The 21,732-nt window shown below is 40.6% G+C and carries 17 protein-coding genes; 9 read left to right on the plus strand and 8 right to left on the minus strand.

Features of this window, described 5'->3' with window-relative positions; genetic code table 11:
- Window positions 1–113: 113 nt before the first annotated feature.
- Window positions 114–350, minus strand: coding sequence for a DUF2164 domain-containing protein (locus ABJK37_RS23220; protein WP_348358775.1), 237 nt, complete (start codon window positions 348–350; stop codon window positions 114–116).
- 147 nt (window positions 351–497) lie between these two features.
- Here ABJK37_RS23220 and ABJK37_RS23225 point away from each other — a divergent pair, with 147 nt between their 5' ends.
- Both ABJK37_RS23225 and ABJK37_RS23230 read left to right on the plus strand, forming a co-directional pair.
- A complete protein-coding gene (locus ABJK37_RS23225; RefSeq protein WP_348358777.1) occupies window positions 498–2,174 on the plus strand; it encodes an alpha/beta hydrolase in 1,677 nt (558 codons plus the stop codon).
- Between the two features lie 134 nt (window positions 2,175–2,308).
- Window positions 2,309–4,261, plus strand: coding sequence for a hypothetical protein (locus ABJK37_RS23230; RefSeq protein ID WP_348358779.1), 1,953 nt, complete (start codon window positions 2,309–2,311; stop codon window positions 4,259–4,261).
- Between the two features lie 246 nt (window positions 4,262–4,507).
- Here the strand turns inward: ABJK37_RS23230 and ABJK37_RS23235 are convergent, their stop codons facing one another.
- Window positions 4,508–6,325, minus strand: a complete 1,818-nt coding sequence (locus ABJK37_RS23235; RefSeq protein ID WP_348358781.1) for a PLP-dependent transferase — start codon at window positions 6,323–6,325, stop codon at window positions 4,508–4,510.
- Between the two features lie 137 nt (window positions 6,326–6,462).
- Between ABJK37_RS23235 and ABJK37_RS23240 the strand changes: the two genes are divergently transcribed.
- Together ABJK37_RS23240 and ABJK37_RS23245 are read left to right on the plus strand one after the other, a co-directional pair.
- Window positions 6,463–7,398, plus strand: coding sequence for a D-2-hydroxyacid dehydrogenase (locus tag ABJK37_RS23240; RefSeq protein WP_348358783.1), 936 nt, complete (start codon window positions 6,463–6,465; stop codon window positions 7,396–7,398).
- Between the two features lie 76 nt (window positions 7,399–7,474).
- On the plus strand, window positions 7,475–8,452 hold the full coding sequence (locus tag ABJK37_RS23245; protein ID WP_348358785.1) for a diguanylate cyclase: 978 nt from the start codon (window positions 7,475–7,477) through the stop codon (window positions 8,450–8,452).
- A 64-nt stretch (window positions 8,453–8,516) separates the two neighbouring features.
- On the opposite strand, the gene ABJK37_RS23250 is transcribed toward ABJK37_RS23245, so the two are convergent.
- Window positions 8,517–9,311, minus strand: a complete 795-nt coding sequence (locus ABJK37_RS23250) for a hypothetical protein (protein WP_348358787.1) — start codon at window positions 9,309–9,311, stop codon at window positions 8,517–8,519.
- 127 nt (window positions 9,312–9,438) lie between these two features.
- On the opposite strand from ABJK37_RS23250, the gene ABJK37_RS23255 reads away from it, so the two are divergent.
- Window positions 9,439–10,797, plus strand: coding sequence for a glycoside hydrolase family 2 TIM barrel-domain containing protein (locus ABJK37_RS23255; RefSeq protein ID WP_348358789.1), 1,359 nt, complete (start codon window positions 9,439–9,441; stop codon window positions 10,795–10,797).
- A gap of 72 nt (window positions 10,798–10,869) precedes the next feature.
- Window positions 10,870–11,241, plus strand: a complete 372-nt coding sequence (locus ABJK37_RS23260) for a DUF2750 domain-containing protein (RefSeq protein WP_348358791.1) — start codon at window positions 10,870–10,872, stop codon at window positions 11,239–11,241.
- Between the two features lie 309 nt (window positions 11,242–11,550).
- On the opposite strand, the gene ABJK37_RS23265 is transcribed toward ABJK37_RS23260, so the two are convergent.
- Window positions 11,551–13,869: a DPP IV N-terminal domain-containing protein gene (locus ABJK37_RS23265; RefSeq protein WP_348358793.1), complete on the minus strand. Its 2,319-nt coding sequence runs from the start codon at window positions 13,867–13,869 to the stop codon at window positions 11,551–11,553.
- Window positions 13,870–14,033: 164 nt separating this feature from the next.
- Window positions 14,034–14,681: a UPF0149 family protein gene (locus tag ABJK37_RS23270; RefSeq protein WP_348358795.1), complete on the minus strand. Its 648-nt coding sequence runs from the start codon at window positions 14,679–14,681 to the stop codon at window positions 14,034–14,036.
- A gap of 165 nt (window positions 14,682–14,846) precedes the next feature.
- Here ABJK37_RS23270 and ABJK37_RS23275 point away from each other — a divergent pair, with 165 nt between their 5' ends.
- Window positions 14,847–17,063: a TonB-dependent receptor gene (locus tag ABJK37_RS23275; RefSeq protein ID WP_348358831.1), complete on the plus strand. Its 2,217-nt coding sequence runs from the start codon at window positions 14,847–14,849 to the stop codon at window positions 17,061–17,063.
- On the opposite strand, the gene ABJK37_RS23280 is transcribed toward ABJK37_RS23275, so the two are convergent.
- The 3 genes from ABJK37_RS23280 to ABJK37_RS23290 form a co-directional block, all read right to left on the minus strand.
- On the minus strand, window positions 17,060–18,193 hold the full coding sequence (locus ABJK37_RS23280) for a PatB family C-S lyase (protein ID WP_348358797.1): 1,134 nt from the start codon (window positions 18,191–18,193) through the stop codon (window positions 17,060–17,062). The two genes, ABJK37_RS23275 and ABJK37_RS23280, sit on opposite strands and share 4 nt — an antisense overlap.
- 49 nt (window positions 18,194–18,242) lie before the next feature.
- Window positions 18,243–18,632, minus strand: coding sequence for a response regulator (locus ABJK37_RS23285; RefSeq protein WP_348358799.1), 390 nt, complete (start codon window positions 18,630–18,632; stop codon window positions 18,243–18,245).
- Window positions 18,633–18,840: 208 nt separating this feature from the next.
- The gene (locus ABJK37_RS23290; RefSeq protein WP_348358800.1) at window positions 18,841–20,406 is read right to left on the minus strand and encodes a SulP family inorganic anion transporter; all 1,566 of its coding nucleotides are present in this window, start codon (window positions 20,404–20,406) and stop codon (window positions 18,841–18,843) included.
- Between the two features lie 275 nt (window positions 20,407–20,681).
- Between ABJK37_RS23290 and ABJK37_RS23295 the strand changes: the two genes are divergently transcribed.
- Both ABJK37_RS23295 and map read left to right on the plus strand, forming a co-directional pair.
- Window positions 20,682–20,888, plus strand: coding sequence for a ParD-like family protein (locus ABJK37_RS23295; RefSeq protein ID WP_348358802.1), 207 nt, complete (start codon window positions 20,682–20,684; stop codon window positions 20,886–20,888).
- On the plus strand, window positions 20,881–21,657 hold the full coding sequence (gene map / locus ABJK37_RS23300) for a type I methionyl aminopeptidase (RefSeq protein ID WP_348358804.1): 777 nt from the start codon (window positions 20,881–20,883) through the stop codon (window positions 21,655–21,657). Before ABJK37_RS23295 ends, map begins: the two co-directional genes overlap by 8 nt.
- Window positions 21,658–21,732: the final 75 nt, after the last annotated feature.

Below are 21,732 nucleotides of genomic sequence, written 5' to 3' on the forward strand. Positions count from 1 at the left end.
AATATCACAAGGAATAAAAAAAATTGTGCAGCGAAAATGTTACTAAATGCTTAGAATGTAACAGTCTATTTGCAGCGTAGAATACACATAACTTGACTAGTTCGAGCCCCCCTCTACTTTTCTAGCTGATAAATCACCTCAACCAAAGAGTCCATTCTATCTGCAAGCACAGTCTGAGCATCGTAAAGTCCTTGGTTGTAATAATGGCTACCCATTTCTTTTGAAATGAAATCGAGTAAGAAGTCGGCGTCAAATTGGCCTAACTCAACTTCTAGCTCTTTACTCATATACTTTTGTAACTTTTGAATAAGCTGTTCTTTTTGTTGTGGTAGAAATTCAATTTTTGACAAAGTCAGTTTCTCACGCAGATTAAAAACCAAAGTATGACTGACTGCTCAGTTGTTTCAACAACTAATCGGCTTATACCCTGCTTGTTCGGTTCTAGAATTCGGTTAGTATTGATGGATATCTCCTAAGGTTGTGGTTAAGAAATACATATGAATACAAAAATGGATCCGATAAGTTTAATTTATCAAGCGACCTTAGAACCAGAGCTTTGGTTAGAGCTATTAGAGCAAATGGAACATTTGTTTAATGATGCCATTTATCCTGAACAAGAATTCAATTTGTTATCCGAACATTGCCAACGGGCTAGAAAAATAACGCGAGAATTACATGGTCTACAAGAGCAAAGCGGCACTTGGAAACATTTAGTTGACCATTTACCTATGGCAGTATTTTTTGTTAACCCTGAATTAAAAGTTATTGCTCAAAATAGAAGAGCAGCCAATTTACTGCAAAAAGAACAGTTTTTATGTATTAATCAAAAGCAACAATTTGAATTGAAATCGGCTTCATTGTCTAAGCAGTTGCTTGATATCATGTCTCGAACAATAAACTTCCCTACCCAAGGCATGCAGATAGATATTGACTCTAAAGTACTGTTAATGGCGGTACCAATTAAGAAAATTGAGGTAGACAGATCGCTAAAAGGTGCAACAACGGCTTTACTTGTTTTTACTGCGGATGAAAAAATAACTCCTGATTTATCGGTGATTAGATCTCTTCATCAATTAACTTATGCTGAAGCTCGGTTAACCCACGGTTTATGTTTAACATCTTCTCTAGGCGATGCAGCAAAGTTGAGTGGAGTTAGCCTTAATACGGCACGCTCTTATTTGAAGTCAATTTATAGTAAAACATCGTCAAACTCTCAATTGACTTTGGTTAGGAAAATAACTGCAACCTCTTTTGCCACCTTAGGTTTTGCGTGTTCTGCTCAAATTAATCAATCGTACGAACAATTATTGACACTGTCGGACAACAGGTTATTAACTTGGTTAGAGTATGGGGATCCTCAAGGTTTACCAATTATCATTTTTGAAAGTATTGGTGGCGCATTTCCCAATCACGAAGATTCTACTGGGTATTACCTTGAGAAAAAACTACGTATTATTGTAATAATTCGACCTGGTTATGGTTCGTCTACAAGCAAAGTAGAGGTCAGTTATAAAAGTTTTAGCCATGATGTTGTTGAATTATTAGATCATTTACGCTTAAAAAAGGTAAGCGTTATTGGTTATTCACTTGGAGGGGCTTACGGATCGGTATTTGCTGCGCGCTTTCCTGAAAGAGTTAGCCATTTAGGGTTATTTTCAACTTCAATTCCTTGGGACTACATATCTCAACCTTTAGCACCCCATTTAAAAATGATGCTGCGAGTCTTTAATATAGCCCCCGATATATTCAAGTATGTTATGTCCTTAATAATGCATTCCACTTTAAGAGATCCTCGAAAATATTATTCTAAAATTGCTAAACAACTTAATCAGACAGATTCACAAATTTTAACCGGAACATTATGGCAGGAAAGAATAGGAGAACAGCTTCGGCATAGGTTAATGGGGGGAGTTAATGTCTATGTGCAAGAATACGTGATGATGACACAAGATTGGGGAATAGAGCTTAGCGATATTCAATGCCCTACATTAATTTGGCATGGAGATGAAGATAATTTAATTAATATTCATGACGTTAGAGAACTAGCTGACGACATTGGGAACGCTGATTTAGTGACGTTTAAAAAACAAGGACATTATTTAATTTGTGATAAATGGCATGACTTTCTTAACGCCTATTCTAAACACAAACAGGAAAAATTAGAGTTTGTATAAAAGAAATACCCCTATTTAAGGGTATTTAAAGTTTCCCCCTATCTATACCCTTTTTCAATTACTTAATGCTCAAGCCTTTTGAATATTCAAGAGGTATTTTGAGAATGTTAGTCGTTAAAAATAGGGATAATAAAATGAACAGTCAACTTAGGCCTTTACTAATATCAACGCTACTTAGCAGTAGTTTACTATTAGGCTGTGGAAGCGATTCCACTCCCCCAGCAGCAACACCCACTAATCAAAGTCCCGCGGTTACTGTAAGCGGCGAAAGTACAATTCAAGAAGGGCAAGTAATAACCTTGACCGCCAACGCGTCGGATGCCGATGGCAGTATTACCAGTGTAAAATGGTCAACCGCATCAACCGATATTACACTTTCTGGAGATGATACTACTTCGGTCAGCTTTACGGCTCCTGATGTTGACAACGACGATATCAGCGTAACACTTGATGTACTCGTGACCGACAATGATGGCGCGACAGCAACCCAAAGCATCACTATAACTATCACACGTAAAGTGTCCAGTGTGACCATTACCGGATTAGTTATAGATAATATCGCCAGCAATGCTGATGTAGAAATTACCATTGGCACAGATGCGTTTTCAACCACCACTGATGAAAACGGGGTGTATGCAGTAACGATTACGGTTGATGAATCCTTAGAAGATAATCTCTTACAAATACGTGCGCTGGGTGACAGCAGCATTAATCCAGAAGTTGAATTAGTCTCACAACTTGGTTCACTTACAAGCTTAATTGAACAAGCAGGCAGCGATGGCGATTTAACTGAAGACGAAAATTTTGGGGTAAACATTACCAAAGTCACGACTGCAGAATATGCTTTACTTTCCCGTGATGGGGTCAATCCAACAAACGATGCAGAACTAAACACGGCTTTAAACCTGATTCAAAGCCAAGAAAAAAACACCTTAGCGGCTTTAATAAAAATTATTACTGATAATGATGATTTTAGTTTACCAAGCGGCGTTACTAGCACATTAAATTTAGTCAGCGACAGCGCAAACGCTGCCGCTTTTGAACAAGATGTTATTACCCAAGACCCTAACCTTATTAACAAAACAATTGCAGCTATAGTGAATGACAATAGCCTAACAAGTGAATCGGATATAGTAGGTTCATGGAAAGCAGGTACCGACATCATTACTTTTATGCGCTCTGGTCATTATGCACATATTAGTACCGAGATTGATTCTGAGAATGAAGATGAATGTGGTCAAATTGGTTATGAAGTTGGTACTTATGTTTGGGACAGTGCAACAGGCTCCATGAGTGTAACAACCAAAGAGGACTCAGGCGGTTGCGGCGGTTTACATGACGATCAACCTCTTAATACCGCATTTGTTGTAGAGAGCCTTTTTACTGTGACTGGCAGTGGGGATATGCTAACTGTCCAAGAGGGTGATGAAATATTTAATTTGCCACGCCTTGTTAGCGACAGTAACCCTTTGGTTGGTGGTTTTTATTTGAAAAAAACCAACTTTAGTGATGACTTATCAATGTTGTTTACAGTAGATGACAATACAATTGTTCTTTTGAGCAGCGGGAATGGGCTACCGGAAGGAATTAGTTATTTTTATGTTATGCGCGATTATAGTTATGACGCTGAGTCTTCATTACGCGTCATACATTCACAAAAAGTATATATTGACGGCGATGTAGTCCAAGAAACAACAGAAGAGGTAGGCCGAGCGCTGATCACTGTGCAGGGGGATGTTGTGGCATCACACACCGGTGGTAGTACTGCTTTTATAAAAAATAGTCAAACCACTACTACTCAAGATTACTTAAACGCTGAAGATGTGATAGGTGATTTTGACGGTGTTAACGGCGAAGATAATTTTAACATCACCATTAACGCAGACGGCACTGCGCTCGCTAATGGCGAAGTGGTTTTGCAATGGGAAGTAACATTTGGTCAATTGCTTCTTATTTCAGAGAGTTTTACCCAAATTTGGTCACCCACTACGCTTGCTAATGATACTTGGCAATTCAATATTAATGAGTATACCGCAGAAGGAGACTTTGACCGTAGCAATGTTGGCTCTCTCACAAAAAGCAATTAATGCATATGCCCAAAGCTATTGGGGTTACAGATAGGGGGCAAACGAACTCAACCCCAATCACTTGATTGGGGTGAGTGAGAGCAGCCAACAACGCTGCAGCTTCAAGGGAGACGGGTTTTTACCCAAAGCAATTGGAGTTGCAGTTAGGCGGCAATCGAACTCAGCCCCATGAGCTTAGACGTACTAAGTGATTGGGGTGAGTGAGTGCAGCCAACAACGCTGCAGCTTCAAGGGAGACGGGTACATTTAACCTAGCATATCTTTCACAGATGCACCGCTAGAATAATGCTGCTGGCTGACTCTAAGGCTTGTTTTCATATAGAGTTCATCAATCTCGTTGACCGGCATAAATTTTTCGCTAAATCCCGGCATAACAGGGTCAATATGTAGTCTCGCACTGTTGATGAAATGTGCAATCAACTCTCTAACGTTGTCAGTACCCATCGCCACACGCATTGTGGTTAGGTAAATGCCACTCTTTGCTTGGGCTTCTGGATCTAATTCACTGTGAGAAGTCAGTGCTGGACATAAAACAATAGTATTGTGCTGACCAATGCTCACCTGGTGACTAAAAGCAGGTTCAAGTGCATCAAAAAAACGTACAAAAGCATCACGGCTTATATCGGTACCTTGCATATCTACGGTAAAGAGAGCGCATGGCCAACCGTGGCGCATTTGGCTTTCCCGCAGTTCAGCGTTAGGGTGCCCCTCGATGGCATGGCAATTAACGTTAAAACTTTTATGAGATGCCAAAAATTGGCTAAAGACACAGGTATTAATTACCTTTTGCATAATACGCATTTCTAATGTTTTCATTCCCGTTAATACATCAAAGGCTTTTTCTGAGTCTAAAAACGCTCCCTTAATATAATAAACATCCCAAAACATAGTTTTCGACCAAGAGTAACCTTTCACACAATCACCTTTACCTTGGAACATGCGATAAGCTTCGCCGATAACCACTCCTGCGGTAGTGGCGCCACTACCACAAATGTCTTTGGTATAACTATGTACTACGTAATCTGGTCGTTCGTCTTTGTCTTGTCGTTGTAAAGGTTGATGTAAAATCGGCGTGGCTAGAGTGGCATCTAACATCACTACATGACCTGACGCGTGGGCTATTTTACAGATCCCTGCAACATCAAGCACATAACCGTGAGGATTACAGGGGGATTCCATGTATACATGTAAGTTGCTGCCCGCTTCGAGGCGCTTGGCATGTTTAAGCTTGGTTTGTTGCATAAAACTAGAAAATTCTTGCGAGGTATAACCATCAAACCACTCGAGTCGAACATTCAATCGATTGTCACGTGCAAAAAAGTCGTGAAGCAGTTGATACACTCCACCATAAACATTTCGAGATACAATTAACACATCATCATGACTCAATACATTGGATAACAACGCGTCAATTGCTGCCATGCCTGAGTTAAAATTCCATGCTAAATAATCTGCTGAGTAGGGTCCTGCTTCTAAGTCGACAATAGCATTGGCCAGCGAAATATTAGTTGGATTAAGTAAGCGAGAATAAATTTGATGGGTTGACTCTTTACCTTGAAAGGCATCGTCTACCCATTCGGTGCAGGCATAAACGTAAGTCGCTGTTCGAACCACCACAGGTGTTGCCGAAAAAAGTGCGGTCACATTATCAAACAAAGGGTAATGACTTTTGCTAACTTGCGAACCAGATTGTTTACTTAAACTTTGATAGGTAGCACGAAACGGATTTTGTAGGGTGTCGAGAATTTTCGCGATCTGAAACGACAGAAACTTTTTGGCATTAAAATAAGCCACTTTATTTTCTTTACTCAACCCTTCTAGGGTGTCACTGGTAACCTGCCAAAGTTGTTGCATATTGGCTTGAGTAAAATATAAATGCTGCGCTGTATTAAACAACGCTTGGCCATATTCACTGTTTTTATCTATCCCGAAGTGAGCAAGCTGTTCGTTTGTTAACTCTTCAATTGTATTGGCTTGTGTGGTGTTTCTTTTAGGCGATAATATTTTCGCTTGATCGGTTATATTCGCAGTTACATTGTCAGAAGCAGTATCTGTAGTGCTCATGTTGCAGTCTCTTTCTATTATTATTGATGTAAATAACAATAAACCGAATTTAATTCTAAATAAATCAAATTATTACAAATATAATTTTGATAATATGAGTTTTAGTAATTTTTTCTTTACATGGAAGCTAATTAACTATGCATAAGGTTGCCATTTTAAGCCGTGATTCAGAGCGCTATCGCGCTTTAATAGAAAAATCACCGCTGCCCGATATAGATTTAGTATGGGTAAATAACAAAATTTCTGAGTCTATTGATTACGCTAAGGTAGATATTTTATTTGGCGATCCGGATCTAACGTCACAAATTGTGGATCAATGTACCAAGTTAAAATGGCTTCAATCTACTTGGGCCGGTAATGCGCCATTATTTGCTGTGGATAAGAATGATTATCAACTATGTGGTGTAAAAGGAGTATTTCAGCAAAAAATGCAAGAATACGTGTTTGCCTACTTGTTATATTTTTCCCGTAATTTGAAAGGATTCGTTCAATCTCAAAAAAACTCGACTTGGGCACCACCCAGTTATCAATCACTGGCAGGAAAAACTCTGGGAATAATGGGTGTAGGCGATATAGGTAGCGGTGTAGCCCAAATGGCAAAGAATTTTTCCATGATTACTCGAGGCTTTACGCGCAGCAGCCGTGACTGCCAGCACATTGACAGATATTACAGTTTCAAAGACCAACAGGATTTTGCTACAGATCTGGATTACTTAGTATGCTTACTACCACAAAGCACGGATACTGTAGGACTGATAGATCAGACATTTCTATCTTATTTACCACCCCACTGCGTATTAATTAACGCAGGCCGTGGGGCTTCTGTAGTCGATAGCGCATTAATTGCAGCTCTACAAAATAAAGCGCTTCACGCCGCGGTATTGGATGTATTTACACAAGAACCACTTCCTGAATCTCACCCATACTGGCAGTTAGATAACGTCTATATCACTCAGCACACTGCGGCAGAATCAATACCTGAAGAAATTTTCGCCATATTCAGTGATAATTATGTTAATTATATAGAAGGTCACGCCCTACAACATGTATTGGATTTTGATAAGGGCTATTAAAATTAAGTACTTCAATTGACTTGTCATTACTTAGTAAAGAGTAACGGAAATCAGTAGAACGGGGCGCAGAGTACTAATGATAAAACATAGAATAAGATCGACTGAAGAATATATCGTATTGTCTATTAGTGGTGCTTCAGCTTTGTGTATTGCACCATTCGTTTTAATTAGGATTTTTCACGGTGAATGGGCAATGGCATTGTTGGATTCGTTTGCTGTTTTGTCTACTGCTTTTCTTTTTATCTATGTTTACCTCACTGGCAAAATTCTTTTCGCTCGAAGATTTTTGGCCTTGTTATGTGTTGTTATTGTGGTGGCGACTATTGCCCTAAAAGGACCACAACAATTAGTCTGGTTATACCCAGCGATCATAGGAATATTCTTCCTACTCAATCCACAGCAGTCTTTTATTATTGCCGCTGCTATGGTGACGGTTCTAGGCATTTTCTTATGGGAAAAACTCAACTATATTTTTGTAGTGCAATATATATTTTCAACTCTGATTACACTGTTGTTTAGTTATTCCTTTGCCGACCGAATGTTGCGTCAGAAAACCCAACTCAAAGAATTGTCAATTAAGGACCCGTTAACTGGGGCTGGCAATAGAAGAGCACTTGAAGAGGAATTGTTACGCATCACTGAACAAGACTGCGAACTCAAAAATCATAGTCCTTGCCTAATAATTATTGACTTAGATGAGTTTAAGAAAATTAATGACCAATTTGGGCATAGTGTAGGTGATAGTATTCTACGTGAATTTGCCGACTTAGTGAGTCAGAAACTCACTAAAAATGAACAGCTCTATCGCTTTGGTGGTGAAGAATTTGTAGTAATTTCACATGATAGTAATCAAGAGGAAGCCTCTATATTAGCTGAATCACTACGAGAATCTATCGACCAACATCGTTTTGATAAAAACCTACACGTCACCATTTCATTAGGCATTGCACAGTACTCGCCCCATGAAACAGGCTTTGAATGGATAGGTAGGGCTGATAAAGCGATGTACCGTGCGAAAGACGCGGGTCGCAATTTATGCTGTATTGCTGCGTGATGAGTGGATAGTGGATAGTGGATAGTGGATAGTATCTAAAATTATTCGGATAGACACGACAACGCTATTCTAATAACGAGCTAGAAAAGCCTTTGAATTCTATCGGTAGTTCTGGATTAGTCAAAGTGAACATTTTTCTGTCTCTCAAATTTAATCGCTGTACCAACCCTCCGTGATGTTGCTTAAATAGCGCCTCAAATTCGCCACTGGCAATCAACTTGTTTAGACCAGTTTCTACCCGTTGAGCCAAACGGGCTTGGTTTGCAGCGACATAAAACACTAACGGGAACGGATAATAAAGCATGAGTGATGGTTCAATACTTAACCCGCCTAAAGGTGCAGCTTTATTCTTAAAAACTTCCTCAATTTCGTTTACTCCTAGGGCAACATAATCGAACTCTGCATTTTTTAATCGCAAAAACAACTCATCAAAATTGCCCTTCTCGACAACGCTGTATTGGTTATACCTAAAGAGTTCAGCATCAGCCCAGGTTTCAGGTATGCCTAAAGGCTTAACTTGTAGCTGTTTGGAATGAGTAATCTGCGAAAAGCTCGACGATAGCTCGTCTCTAACTATCAGCAGCCGGAAACCTAACAATCCTTTAGTAATAGCTTGAGTGATCACCAACTTTTGGATGTTTTTAAACTTTCGGTTTCCGGCCACAGTCACTAAAATATCGGCACCATTGGCAAATATATTGGCTTCGTCTGCGGCACTAGGATAATCAGTGTTATCGACTCGTAGGTCGACAGATGCATATGCTTGATTAGTGGCTTGTAAACATGCTTGCAATAACGCCAATTCATAACTCTGCCTTGCAACAGACTTATTACCGTTCCAAAAAAACACCTTGTGCATCCGCTTAGTCCCAACAACCACCCAACTGGCCGAATTATGCCTTGTTTATGTTCGTAATGCTGCGCATCTAGAATACAATTTATCCGCGACCTTACTTAGTATTCTTTTCTTAACTTAGGGACTCACTATGAAATCACATTTTTCTTTGGCTTCAGGGGTAATTTTTGCACTAGTATTTTTGACCCTTAGCAGCCTTTTGTTTGCTTGTAATAACGCTAAACACTCCCCTTCTGTAGTCAAAGTTATCAAACAGGATAATCAATATTCTCTAACCGTAAATGGCCAGCCCTTTGAAGTGAGGGGGGTAGGCTTAGGTTATAAGAGCGACGAAAGTGTCAAAGCGTTGAAAAATGCGGGAGGTAACAGCTTTCGCACTTGGGGTACAGAGAACATTGAACGAGAGCTAGCGATGGCAGAAAAGCTTGGACTGATGGTTGCTGTAGGTTTTAGAACAGGTAAAGAATTATTAGGTTTTGATTACAACGATGAACAAGCCGTAGCCGAACAATATAAACGTGTCACCCTAGCCGTCGAAAAATACAAAAATCATCCAAACGTATTGATGTGGGTGATTAATAATGAACCTAATTTACTGTTTGATGAAGACGGAGTCTTAAAACAGGTCAACACTAAGGTGTATACCGCTATGGGTGAAATCATTGATTATATTCATGAAAATGATCCTAACCACCCTGTGTCTTTTAGCCTTGCTGGCGCCAGACCAAGTGATGTCGCACAAGTAATAAAATTTGCACCTAATATCGATATTATATCTGTGCAGACTTATGGTGATTTAGTCACATTACCCGCGAGCATCGCCGAAAGTAACTTAGACAAACCATACATGGTGACCGAGTTTGGCCCAATGGGACATTGGGAGTTACCCACCACACAATGGGGGCGCGAAATTGAAGAGCCAAGTGCCATCAAAGCGGCGGGAATGGCCAAACGTATGCAAGATGTCATTCTTGATGACAAAACCGGTAAAATCATTGGTTCATTCGCATTTTTCTGGGGACAAAAACAAGAACGCACCCCTACCTGGTATGGCATGTTTAATGAGTCGGGCGAGCAAACGGCTCGCATAGACGAACTGACTCGAATGTGGACAGGGCAGTACCCAGCTAACCGCGCGCCCTTGTCTAAAGCTATCACGATCAATAATAAGCAAGCCGTTGATAATGTGCGTTTGAAACCAAATCAACCAGCCAAAGTAAAGGTGGAAGTTAGCGATCCTGACGGCGATCTATTAACCCACAAGTGGGTATTGATGAAAGAAGTAGAAGTCCGCAGTCAAGGGGGTCATCATGAAGAAAAACCAGCTGCCTTACCTTTACAAATCATCTCAACTGATGCGCAAGATAAATTCGTAACCATGACCTTCACTACCCCCAATGAAGCAGGTGAGTATCGCTTATTTAATTACGCCCTCGACGGAAAAAACAAAGTAGGTAATGCAAATATTCCATTTATAGTTGAGAATTAGCGACAACTAAAGACTAAAACAAGGTATTGCTTTAGTCTTTTTATTTTCATGCTAACCCTATTTGGAGCATTCATGTCAGACCCCCAAGACAATATTACGCATTTTACGCCTGAACAACGCCTCAGTTACTTAGTAAAGGAATGTGTTTCAAACAAACAAGTATGGATACTCACAGACCAAGACGGCTGCGTGATGCTCAATACAGAAGATGAAGACTGCACCCCAGTGTGGCCAAGTGAAGCCTTTGCCCAAGCTTGGGCTACGGGTGAGTGGTCTGAATGTGAACCTAAGGCGATTGATTTAAAAACCTGGCATAGTCGCTGGACCCACGGCTTAGAAGACGACGACGTCGCCATTGCCGTGTTCCCTAGCGAAAATGAAGAAGGGTTAGTGATTTCTGCACAAGAGTTTGATTTTGAGTTAAAGACCAAAGCGAAGAAATAACGACGAGCTGAAAGACGAAAGCTATTCACCACAGAGGAAAAGGAAAGCTTCGCTTACACAGATAAAAGAAATATTTAATTTTCTATACCTCTGTGCCCTCTTTTTCCTCTGTGGTTAAAATTCTTTTACTCTTATCTTTGTAGTTGGTCGCTACGAGCTACGCAAAGGTTGTTTTAGGTGAATTGCCTTATTAAACAAAAACGGCATCATTTTTTAAAAATGATGCCGTTTTTTTTATTTTTTTCTTTAAGCTAGCAGCTCGATGCTCTTAGCTGCACTACTATTAAGGGCGCAGCTCAATGAGTTGCTTTACAAATGATTAATAAAATAATTGGCTCGCATGGTACTTAAATGCAATGATGTGCCTTTACCTTCAACAATGCCATGACGTCTATTAGGGTAAGACATCAAATCAAATTGTTTATTGTGTTTGACTAACTCATTGATTAATCGCTCACTGCCTTGGTAATGCACGTTGTCGTCACCTGTGCCATGAACAAGCAGTAATTTTCCTTCTAGTTTAGCGGCGTGCGTAATAGCCGAAACCTGAGCATAATTATCTATATTGTCAGCTAATATACCTGAATAACGTTCTTGATAAATAGAGTCATATAATCTTTTATCAGGTACTGGAGCCTGTGACACACCCACTTTAAACACATCTGGGTGCCTAAACAGTAAGTTGAGGGTTAAAGATCCACCACCAGAATGCCCCCAAACTCCGACACGATCACAGTCTATATAACTCCAACGGGCGCACATGGCGCTGATAGCATCTGCTTGATCTTGCGTTTCTAAGCTACCGTCGCCAGCGTAAATAGAGCGTCTCCAATCATGACCTCTAGGTGCCGCGGTACCTCGATTATCAATGGAAGAAATAACAAACCCGCGTTGTGCCATCATGATGCCCCACATACCGCGATTACCTTGCCAAGCATCGCGCACAGTTTGCCCAGCTGGCTCACCATATACATAATGGATTAATGGATACTTCTTACTTTTATCTAATCCAGTAGGGCGCAACATGTACCCATCTAAACGTAAGCCGTCTTGGGCTTTTACGCTATAAAATTCAACGTCACCTATGTTTAATTCAGCGAGTTTTGCAACAAGCGCTGCGTTATCCTCAAGTACATGATGCGCTTTGTGATCAGGCAGTGAAATTAAGCTATAAACCGGTGGCGACAAAAACGAAGAATGAGTATGGATAGCCCAGCTTGAATCCGCAGAAATTTTATAAGAATTACTACCGCTAAATTGATTTGGCGTAACCTGCTCCATTTTACCGCTGCCGTCTAAACGAGTGCGCTGCAAGTAGCGTTGCGATACATTGTCGGGAGAGGCGATAAAATATAACCAACCGTTTTTCTCATCAACTGAAACCAGTTCAGTAACATCAAACTCGCCAGGGGTCAGATCTTGATATTTTTTACCATCACGAGATACAAGATAAATATGTTTCCAGCCGTCTCTTTCACTCTGCCAAATAAAGTCATCTGAGTTTTTAAGCCATTTAGGCTCAATCATTAACTCAATAAAGGTGTCTTCTTTTTCAGTTAAAAAGGGTTCAGCCTTGCCGCTGTCAGCATCTGCGTAAAACAAGGTATTGGTATCCTGTTTACGATTAAATTGCTGAATCAATAACTGCTCACTATTATTAGCCCAGTCCATACGTGGTACGTACATGTCTTTGGCAATACCTGGTAGTTCTACCCACTGTGTTTTAGGCGTATCTAGGCTAACAACACCAATTCGCGCAGCTGCATTTTCTTCACCTACTTTGGGATAAGGAATAGCAGTCACTTCAGGGTAAAGCGTGTCGGTGTTATTGATGATCAAAAAATCTTTAGCTGCATGAGTATCCATTTGCCAATAGGCGATACGCTGACTATCTGGACTCCAGCGGAAGCCATCGCGAATGGAGAACTCTTCTTCATAAGCCCAATCGAATAACCCATTGATGACAGTATCTGACGCATCGTTGGTTAATGCCGTTATTTCTCGGGTTTTAAGGTCTTGGGCATAGATATTGTTTTTCCATACATAAGCAAACTTCAAACCGTCAGGTGAAAATTTACCAAACATCATTTCAGCAGGCGCTGATTGTTCGCCACCTAACTGCCATAATTCGTTTGTTTTAAGATCACGAACCCAATAATCGCCACGGTCTTTTCTGCGCCAAACATATTTGGCATTGGTATAAATTAATACTTTCGATTTATCTTTAGACCACCGGTAATCGTCTACGGCTAACGCTTTGTCTGAACCTGTTGGAATAAGTTGTTTTAGGGGCAGTAATACAGTGCGCTCTAACGTAGCAGGATCGTATTTAACGATTTCTTCATACACTTTGATATCGTCACCGTATTGATCTTTTTCGAGCTTAGCATCTTCATAGCCAGGTGCGGTTTCTAAGGCACTAAAATTAGCGCCTTCATCTAACCAGCGCACAGTTCCTGGTCTCTTAGCGTTGTATTCCCAATTACCGTATATGGCTTCATTAGTTAATTTTACGCCGTTCTTAATAGGCTTAGCGGTATTCATTTTATTATCAACTGTACAAGCAGACAGAATAACCAAGCACAAGGTAAGTAGTGCAACATTGTTGCTCCTTGTCATAATTTTCATAATTAATTCCCAAATGGTTTTATATATTTTTTATTTTAAATCAACAACTTAAAATTAAAGGAGTTGATTTTTAACAGCAGTATACAGATTAACAAAGTGAAAATAAAAACTAATCAGAATCTACAAACAAACGTCACTCAAGCGTCACTATCACGCTTTTTCCATTATTTCTGTTCAAACGTCTCGAACTGATTAGGTAGAAAGTCCACCAAGCGACCCGAAAGCGCAACATAAGTTTTTAAGGTCTGCGGAAAAGACAAAAATATCTTAGGCAAAATATTAAGTAACTGATCGTTACCCCTACTTTCAGCTTGTTTCACCGCTAACGGAATATCAGCAAAGGTAGTAAACATATATAAACAATGCCGTAAGTCTTTTTGAAGTTGCTGCATTTGTGCTTCTTCACTCACTTTCATTTTATTCCAAGCCGCTTGCCAAACAGGCTCGAGTTGAGTGTGCCCAAACAATACCCCTTGGCACCACTGTGCGACTGCACTCTTCTCTGGCCCTTTCTGAGTAAATGTCATCCCTTGGGGTAACTGAATTTTTTCGGCGCTCATTTGTTTCAATTGCTGCTGTAACACCTTCATTAAAACATCGGTGAGATTATCAGCTTGTTCGACACTAGTAAGTTGATTGCTGGTTTTAATCGCCCATGGCAACCACAGCTCTGGCATGGGAATTTCAGGCGCAGCGGCCACAGCAAAAATTAAACCTTGAATAAATGGGTAAGGATGCACTACATCTCGAAGAGCTGTTGAGTCACAAAGGTCGCGCAAAACACCATACTCAGGTGGTTCAAAAGTCGACATAGATCCCAATAATTTGATTAACAATGGGTAAACTTAAGCATATGCCTAGTGTAAGTACAATACCGAAGCGGCTAACAACCCCAACAACGGATAAAAACCCTATTGCAATAAATACTTATTGTTATATTATAACATCGCTTTTAACACCCTCTTAGAGAACCCATGATGCATTACCCGCTTTCAAAAATATGCTTTGTTGTTTTAGCTTGCCTGTCTAGCCAGGATGTTTTTTCCGCTGATAAACCCACTCAAAAAGATGAAAACGAGGTGGAGACGTTACTGATTACATCTACGCCTCTGTTGCGTTCAGTATTAGAGTCGAGCACACCTGTATCTATTTTAAGTGGCGAACGATTAGAAAAAAATCAATCTGCAACTTTAGGTGAAACCCTAAAATCTGTGCCCGGTGTAAACAGTACTTATTTTGGACCAGTATCGAGTAGTCCTATCATCAGAGGGTTAGATGGTCCAAGGGTGAAAGTAGTACAAAATGGTATGGATAGCTCGGATGCATCACGAGTCGGCCCAGACCATATCACCACCAATGAGACCTCTACAGCGACACAAATTGAAGTACTTCGAGGCCCCGCGACCTTATTGTATGGTAGCGGAGCAATAGGTGGCGTGGTGAATGTCGTAGACAATCGTTTACCTGATACCCGGCAAGATGGTTTATCGGGAAAAGCGAGTGCGTTGTACGATTCTGTGTCCAACGAACGCACTGTATCCACAGACCTAAATGGTGGGCAGGACAACCTTGCATGGCATTTTGATGCCTACACTCGTAAAACTGACGACTATGATATACCTGAATTTGAACTCGAAGACGGTGACCTTGTTGATAGCTTAGAAAATTCTTTTATCGACTCTCAAGGATTTTCAATCGGAGCTGGATGGATAGGAGACGATGTTTCAGCGTCATTCTCGTTTGGGCAACTGGATACTGATTATGGTATTCCTGGACATGAGCACGAACATGAAGACGAACATGAAGACGATGAAGAAGAGCATGAAGGCGAAGATCACGATGAAGAAAGCCATGAAGAAGAAGTGGTATTCGCAAAAATGAAACAAGACAGATTTCAATCTGTCGTCAACTGGAAAAACCTATCAGGCTGGTTGAGTGAAGTCCATTGGCACAACGCCTATACAGACTACCAGCACAGCGAAATAGAAGATGGTGAAGTGGGTACGACATTTACTAATGATTCATTCGAATCTCGATTGTGGGGTAAACACGCTAAAATAAACGGTTGGCAAGGTGTGATTGGATTACATTACAACGACTCCGACTTTTCTGCTGAAGGTGAAGAAGCATTTACACCTTCAACCAATACAAGTAGTAGCGCTATCTTTGTGCTAGAAGAAAAAGAATCTGGCGACTTTTTATGGCAATTAGGTGCAAGGGTTGAGCGGGTATCCCACAAACCTGACAATGACTTTTTTACCACTAGCGAAGTAGATGCAAACTTCAGCAAGTTGACCTATACCGCTAGTAGCGTATCAGCTGGGTTTGTTTATCAATTAGGTAACGATCAATCATTGGCGCTAAATTATGCGCGTTCGGAACGTGCTCCGTCATCATCAGAAATTTTTTCAAATGGTATACACATTAGTACTTCAACATACGAAGTAGGAGCAGGATTTGAGTTGCTTGTAGACGACACTGATCCCGATGATGTGGAGTTTTCGGTTGTACAGTCGAGCCTTGATGTGGAAAAGGAAGTATCCAACAACATAGATATTACCTATAGAATTCAAACAGATACCTTGCACGCAAATGTCAGTATTTTTTATAACCAAGTAGATGACTATTTATTTCAACAAAATACCGGTCTAGAGTTTCACGACCATGAAGAAGGGCTTGAGGAAGAAGAACACGACGACGATCATGAAGAAGAGGAACATGAAGATGAAGGTTCACCTGTTTACATATTTAGCCAACAAGACGCCGAACTCTATGGTTTTGAAGCTGATATAGACTGGCACTTAAATAACAATTTAAGGGTCAACGCCTTTACGGATTACACTCGCGCTAAATTGAGCCACAGTGACGATGAAAATACAAACTTACCGCGGATCCCGGCAATGAGATTTGGCGCTGAGTTGCATTGGGAGAAAGGAAATTGGCATGCAGAGTTAGGTGCCATTCGATATTCTAAACAAGATAAAATAGCGGATTTTGAAACCCAGTCAGACGGCTATACGATAGTTTCGGCGGCGTTCAATTATTATCTTAGTTTGAGCAATGCAGATATAACCTTATTCGCGAAAGCCAATAACCTCACCAACGAACTCGCCAAAGTGCATAGCTCTTTTCTCAAAGACACAGCCCCTTTGCCAGCTCGTTCGTTTGTCATTGGTACAAAAGTTAGGTTTTAACAACCCGCTTTAATACGAGCCACCGCTTGCTCTAATTGCGAGCGGGGGCAGCCAAAATTTATCCTTATAAAGTTCTTATCCCCAAAATCTACTCCAGGAGAAGGGCCCACACCCAACTCCTCAAAATGTTTTTGAGGATTTTCAACACCCAATCCACTGGCATCTATCCAAGCTAAAAAAGTAGCTTGAGGTGCGAGTAATTTTAGGCCATTGATTTTTGCGATTTCAGCCACTAGATAGTCTCGATTTCCACGTAAATAACCTAACAATTCTTGATGCCAATCATCACACTCGGTAAACGCGGCTTGAGTAGCAGTCAGTCCTAAAACCGTCACCCAAGGCACTAATCCCTTAGCTGCGCTATTAAATTTTTGTCTTGTTGCTGGATCTTCAATGATCGCAAAAGAAGTACCTAAACCAGCAACATTAAAGGTTTTGCTTGCCGCCATCAATGTAATCGCTTGGCCTTTAAAGTCCGGTAACTTTCCAGCTGGAATGTGCTTAGCATTTTCATCTAAAATAATGTCGCAGTGAATTTCATCAGAGCACAACATCACATTATTATTTAAACAAATATCGGCGATACGTTGTAGTTCTTGTTCTGTTAGGACCGAACCGACTGGATTCATTGGGTTGCAAATAATAAACAATTTACACTTAGGATCAGCGGCTTGTTTTTCTAACTCATCTAGGTCAATTGCCCAGCGCCCATCAACTTCTACTGTTCTAATATCTACCTTGACTAAATTATTTAACTTAGGTGCGGCAATAAGCGGTGGGTAATTAGGAGTTTGTATCAGGACCTTATCACCAGGTTGGCATAATGCCTTACAGGCAACGTTAAATGCGGGCACCACACCGGGAGTCCAAACGATGCTATCAGCTGATATATGCCAATTATACTGCCGCGCTAACCAATCCACTACAGCTTGGTTAGCGCCCACATGATCTGCTGGCAAGGTATACCCCATTAACCCGTGTTCAGTGCGTGCTTTAAGCGCATCCAAAATAGGTTCAGCGCATCTAAATTCGGTATCAGCAATCCACATTGGCAAGATGTCACGGTCTTTGTATTTAGCCCATTTAAGGGCGTAACTAGGAGTTCTATCGATAATTTTGTCAAACTGCATGGGTATCATCACTTCAATTGAAAAGGTTTAAAAAATAACGAGAGCGACTTTACACCCCTTCTGTATCACGGATAAGTTGCTCAACTTTGTTGATTAGTTCGTTAGTATGAAAAGGTTTAACTACAAAGTCGTTCACGCCTAAGCGCATGGCATCAACCACCAGCTGTTTAGTTGCATTGGCTGTTATCATTAAAAATGGGCAACTAGGTCGAGATTTGCGCAGTGCAGCTAGTATATCTAAACCACTCACATCAGGCATTAACCAGTCACACATCACTAGGGAAATATCATCCATTTTATCACTTTGTACATATTCTAACGCGTGTTTGCTATCAGAAAAAACCACGATTTCACCTGATGTGACTTCTTCAAGAATAATTTGTACTAATTCAAGAGTGATAGTGTCGTCGTCAATTACCGCAATGTTGCAGTTGTACATCAATTATTCCTTTGATTCATTTAATACCACCCGCGTCGAATTGAGAATATAGTACCCAATACAATACTAATGTAAATTATTTCCCATAGGGTTTGTTGATATTTCATATGTGACTTAATCAATATGTTTATTTTGCGAGTCAGGCGTTTTGGGATTTCTCTTGTAACAAAAAAAAGCCCAGTAAAAACTGGGCTTAATAAATTAGAGTTTAGTCTAATTTGTCAGTGGCGATATGATATCGAGGATCTTCATTTAGATTCATTTCTACATATCCTTGAGCCTTAGTCATTAACTCACGGCATTCGGGGCTAATGTGCCTGATATGTAATTTTTTACCTTGAATTTTATACTTGTCAGCCAAGCCATCTATAGCGTCAATTCCTGACGAATCCCAAACTCGCGATTCGTTGAAATCAATCACCACATCTTGAGGGTCGTTTTGTGGATCAAACAAGTCTTTAAAATGTAAAACTGACCCAAAAAATAACGGACCATCAAGTTCATACACTTTCCATCCGTCTTCGTCGGTATGAGTACGAGCACTGATGTGGGTAGCATGTTTCCATGCAAAAACCAAAGCCGAAACTATCACACCTACGACTACAGCCACGGCGAGGTCGGATATAACAGTAACAGCCGTTACTAAAAACAGCACGAAGGCATCTTCTTTGTTAATACCACGAATAATTCTGAATGATGCCCATTCAAATGTTCCAATCACCACAATAAACATCACACCAACTAAAGCGGCTAAGGGGATCATTTCTATCAAAGGTGCAGCGAACAAAATAAAGCCAAGTAAAACTAAAGCTGCTGTGATCCCCGATAGTCGGCCTCGCCCACCAGAGTTAATATTGATCATGCTTTGACCTATCATGGCACAACCGCCCATGCCACCGAAAAATCCGTTTACGGTATTGGCGAAACCTTGACCTAAGCATTCTCTGTTGCCATGTCCACGGGTATCCGTCATTTCATCTATCAGCGATAAGGTTAATAATGATTCAATCAATCCCACTAACGCCAAGATAACCGACGTAGGCAAAATGATATACAAGGTTTCTAAATTAAAAGGCACCATTGGAATTGAAAAACTAGGTAACTCACCGGCTAAAGTGGCCGTTTCTTTTTGGTCTGCAGGCAACATGTCACGGACAAAATCGATAACGGTTCTCGCTTCTAAATCTAGGCCATGAACTAGCGCTGTCACACCTACAATTGCCACTAACGACGCAGGAACAGCGGTAGTTAACTTGGGTAAGAAGAAGATTATTGCCATTGTTAAGGCAACGAGTCCTAACATCCAATACAGTGCGGCTCCCTGCATCCAAACTTGATTTCCTAAACTATCTAACACTTTGAATTGCCCTAATTGCGCTAGAAAAATCACTATTGCAAGGCCGTTTACAAAGCCCAACATAACTGGATAGGGCACTAACCTAATAAACTTACCCAGCTTAAATATACCGAACATCAGTTGCAATAACCCCGCTAGGATGACTGCCGCAAATAAGTATTGGATGCCATGCTGTGCAACGAGTGCCACCATTACCACGGCCATTGCACCAGTTGCACCAGAAATCATTCCTGGCCTGCCACCTACTGCTGAAGTAATCAAGCCCATCATAAATGCAGCATATAAACCCACCATAGGTTCAACCCCTGCTACGAAGGCAAAAGCTACCGCTTCTGGAACAAGTGCTAAAGCTACAGTGATCCCGGACAACACGTCGTTTTTAACGTTGCTGTCTTTATTGGTGATCAAATCAAACATTTGAATTCCTCATAAATGATCGATGTTTAAAAATTAGGCGCGGAGTCTAGCAGACTTACTTTAGTCTTTCTTTTAACAGATTGTTAATTTGAGAACTAAAACCACAATATATGAGATCACCTTAGGAACCCCGTACACCACTGCTGGATAGTAACTTCAACAACCGTACCTTTTTACGAGAGGCTTATTCATACTGGCTCAATCATTTATTTACACCACACAAGGAAATACGTTACACTACAATATATAGCAAAACATATCTCATTGGATTCTCTGTGGGTATAGTAAAAATTTCAGATACACTTCATGAAGACGTACGTAAAAACAGCACGGTAATGGAGCGTTCCATCAACTCACAAGCTGAGTTCTGGATAAAAATTGGCAGACTCGCTGAGCAAAATCCCACTATGACTTACGAAGAAATTCTCAAGCGTGAAATGCAAACTCAAAACGTAACCTCAGTTAGGTTAGTCAATGAGTAACGTATTGATTAAAACTGAAGACGAAATTGCACTCATGCGTGAAGCAGGTAGATTACTGGCGAGCGTGTTTAAGGTACTAGACGATTTTGTTAAAGCTGGGGTTTCCACCATGGAAATCAATGATTTTGTAGAGGATTACATAGTCAACGAGTTGAAGTCGCGCCCCGCCAGTAAAGGACAGTATGACTATCAATATGTTTTAAACTCGTCGATAAATGAAGTGGTATGTCACGGTGTACCGTCTGTGCGCAAAAAGCTTCGTGAGCGGGACATTGTTAACTTAGATATCACCCTAGAAAAAGACGGGTACATTGCCGATAGCAGCAAAATGTACATGTTAGGTGATGTTTTACCCATTGCTAAGAAACTGGTTGATGTGACCTATAACGCAATGTGGAAAGGTATCGAAACTGTAAAACCAGGCGCTACTATTGGCGATATTGGTCACGCCATCCAATCCTATGCTGAAAAACATGACTTCAGTGTAGTGCGCGATTATTGTGGTCATGGTATTGGACAAGAAATGCACGAAGATCCGCAAATACTACATTTTGGCAAACCCAACACTGGCATGACCTTACAGCAAGGAATGATATTTACGATTGAACCGATGATCAATCAAGGCTCGTATAAAACCAAACAAAAAAAAGATGGCTGGACTGTTATCACCAAAGACAGAAAGTTATCCGCTCAATGGGAACACACTATTCTAGTCACATCATCAGGTTTTGAAGTGCTGACCTTGCGAGATGAAGAAAAACAAGAGTAAGCATTCACTTAGCTGTTTAACATGACTTCTATCTCATTTATTCATGAAGCGAAACAGCAGTAACTTCGATATACT

Origin of the sequence: Paraglaciecola sp. (genome assembly GCF_039964565.1) — a bacterium.
Taxonomy (GTDB): Bacteria; Pseudomonadota; Gammaproteobacteria; order Enterobacterales; family Alteromonadaceae; genus Paraglaciecola.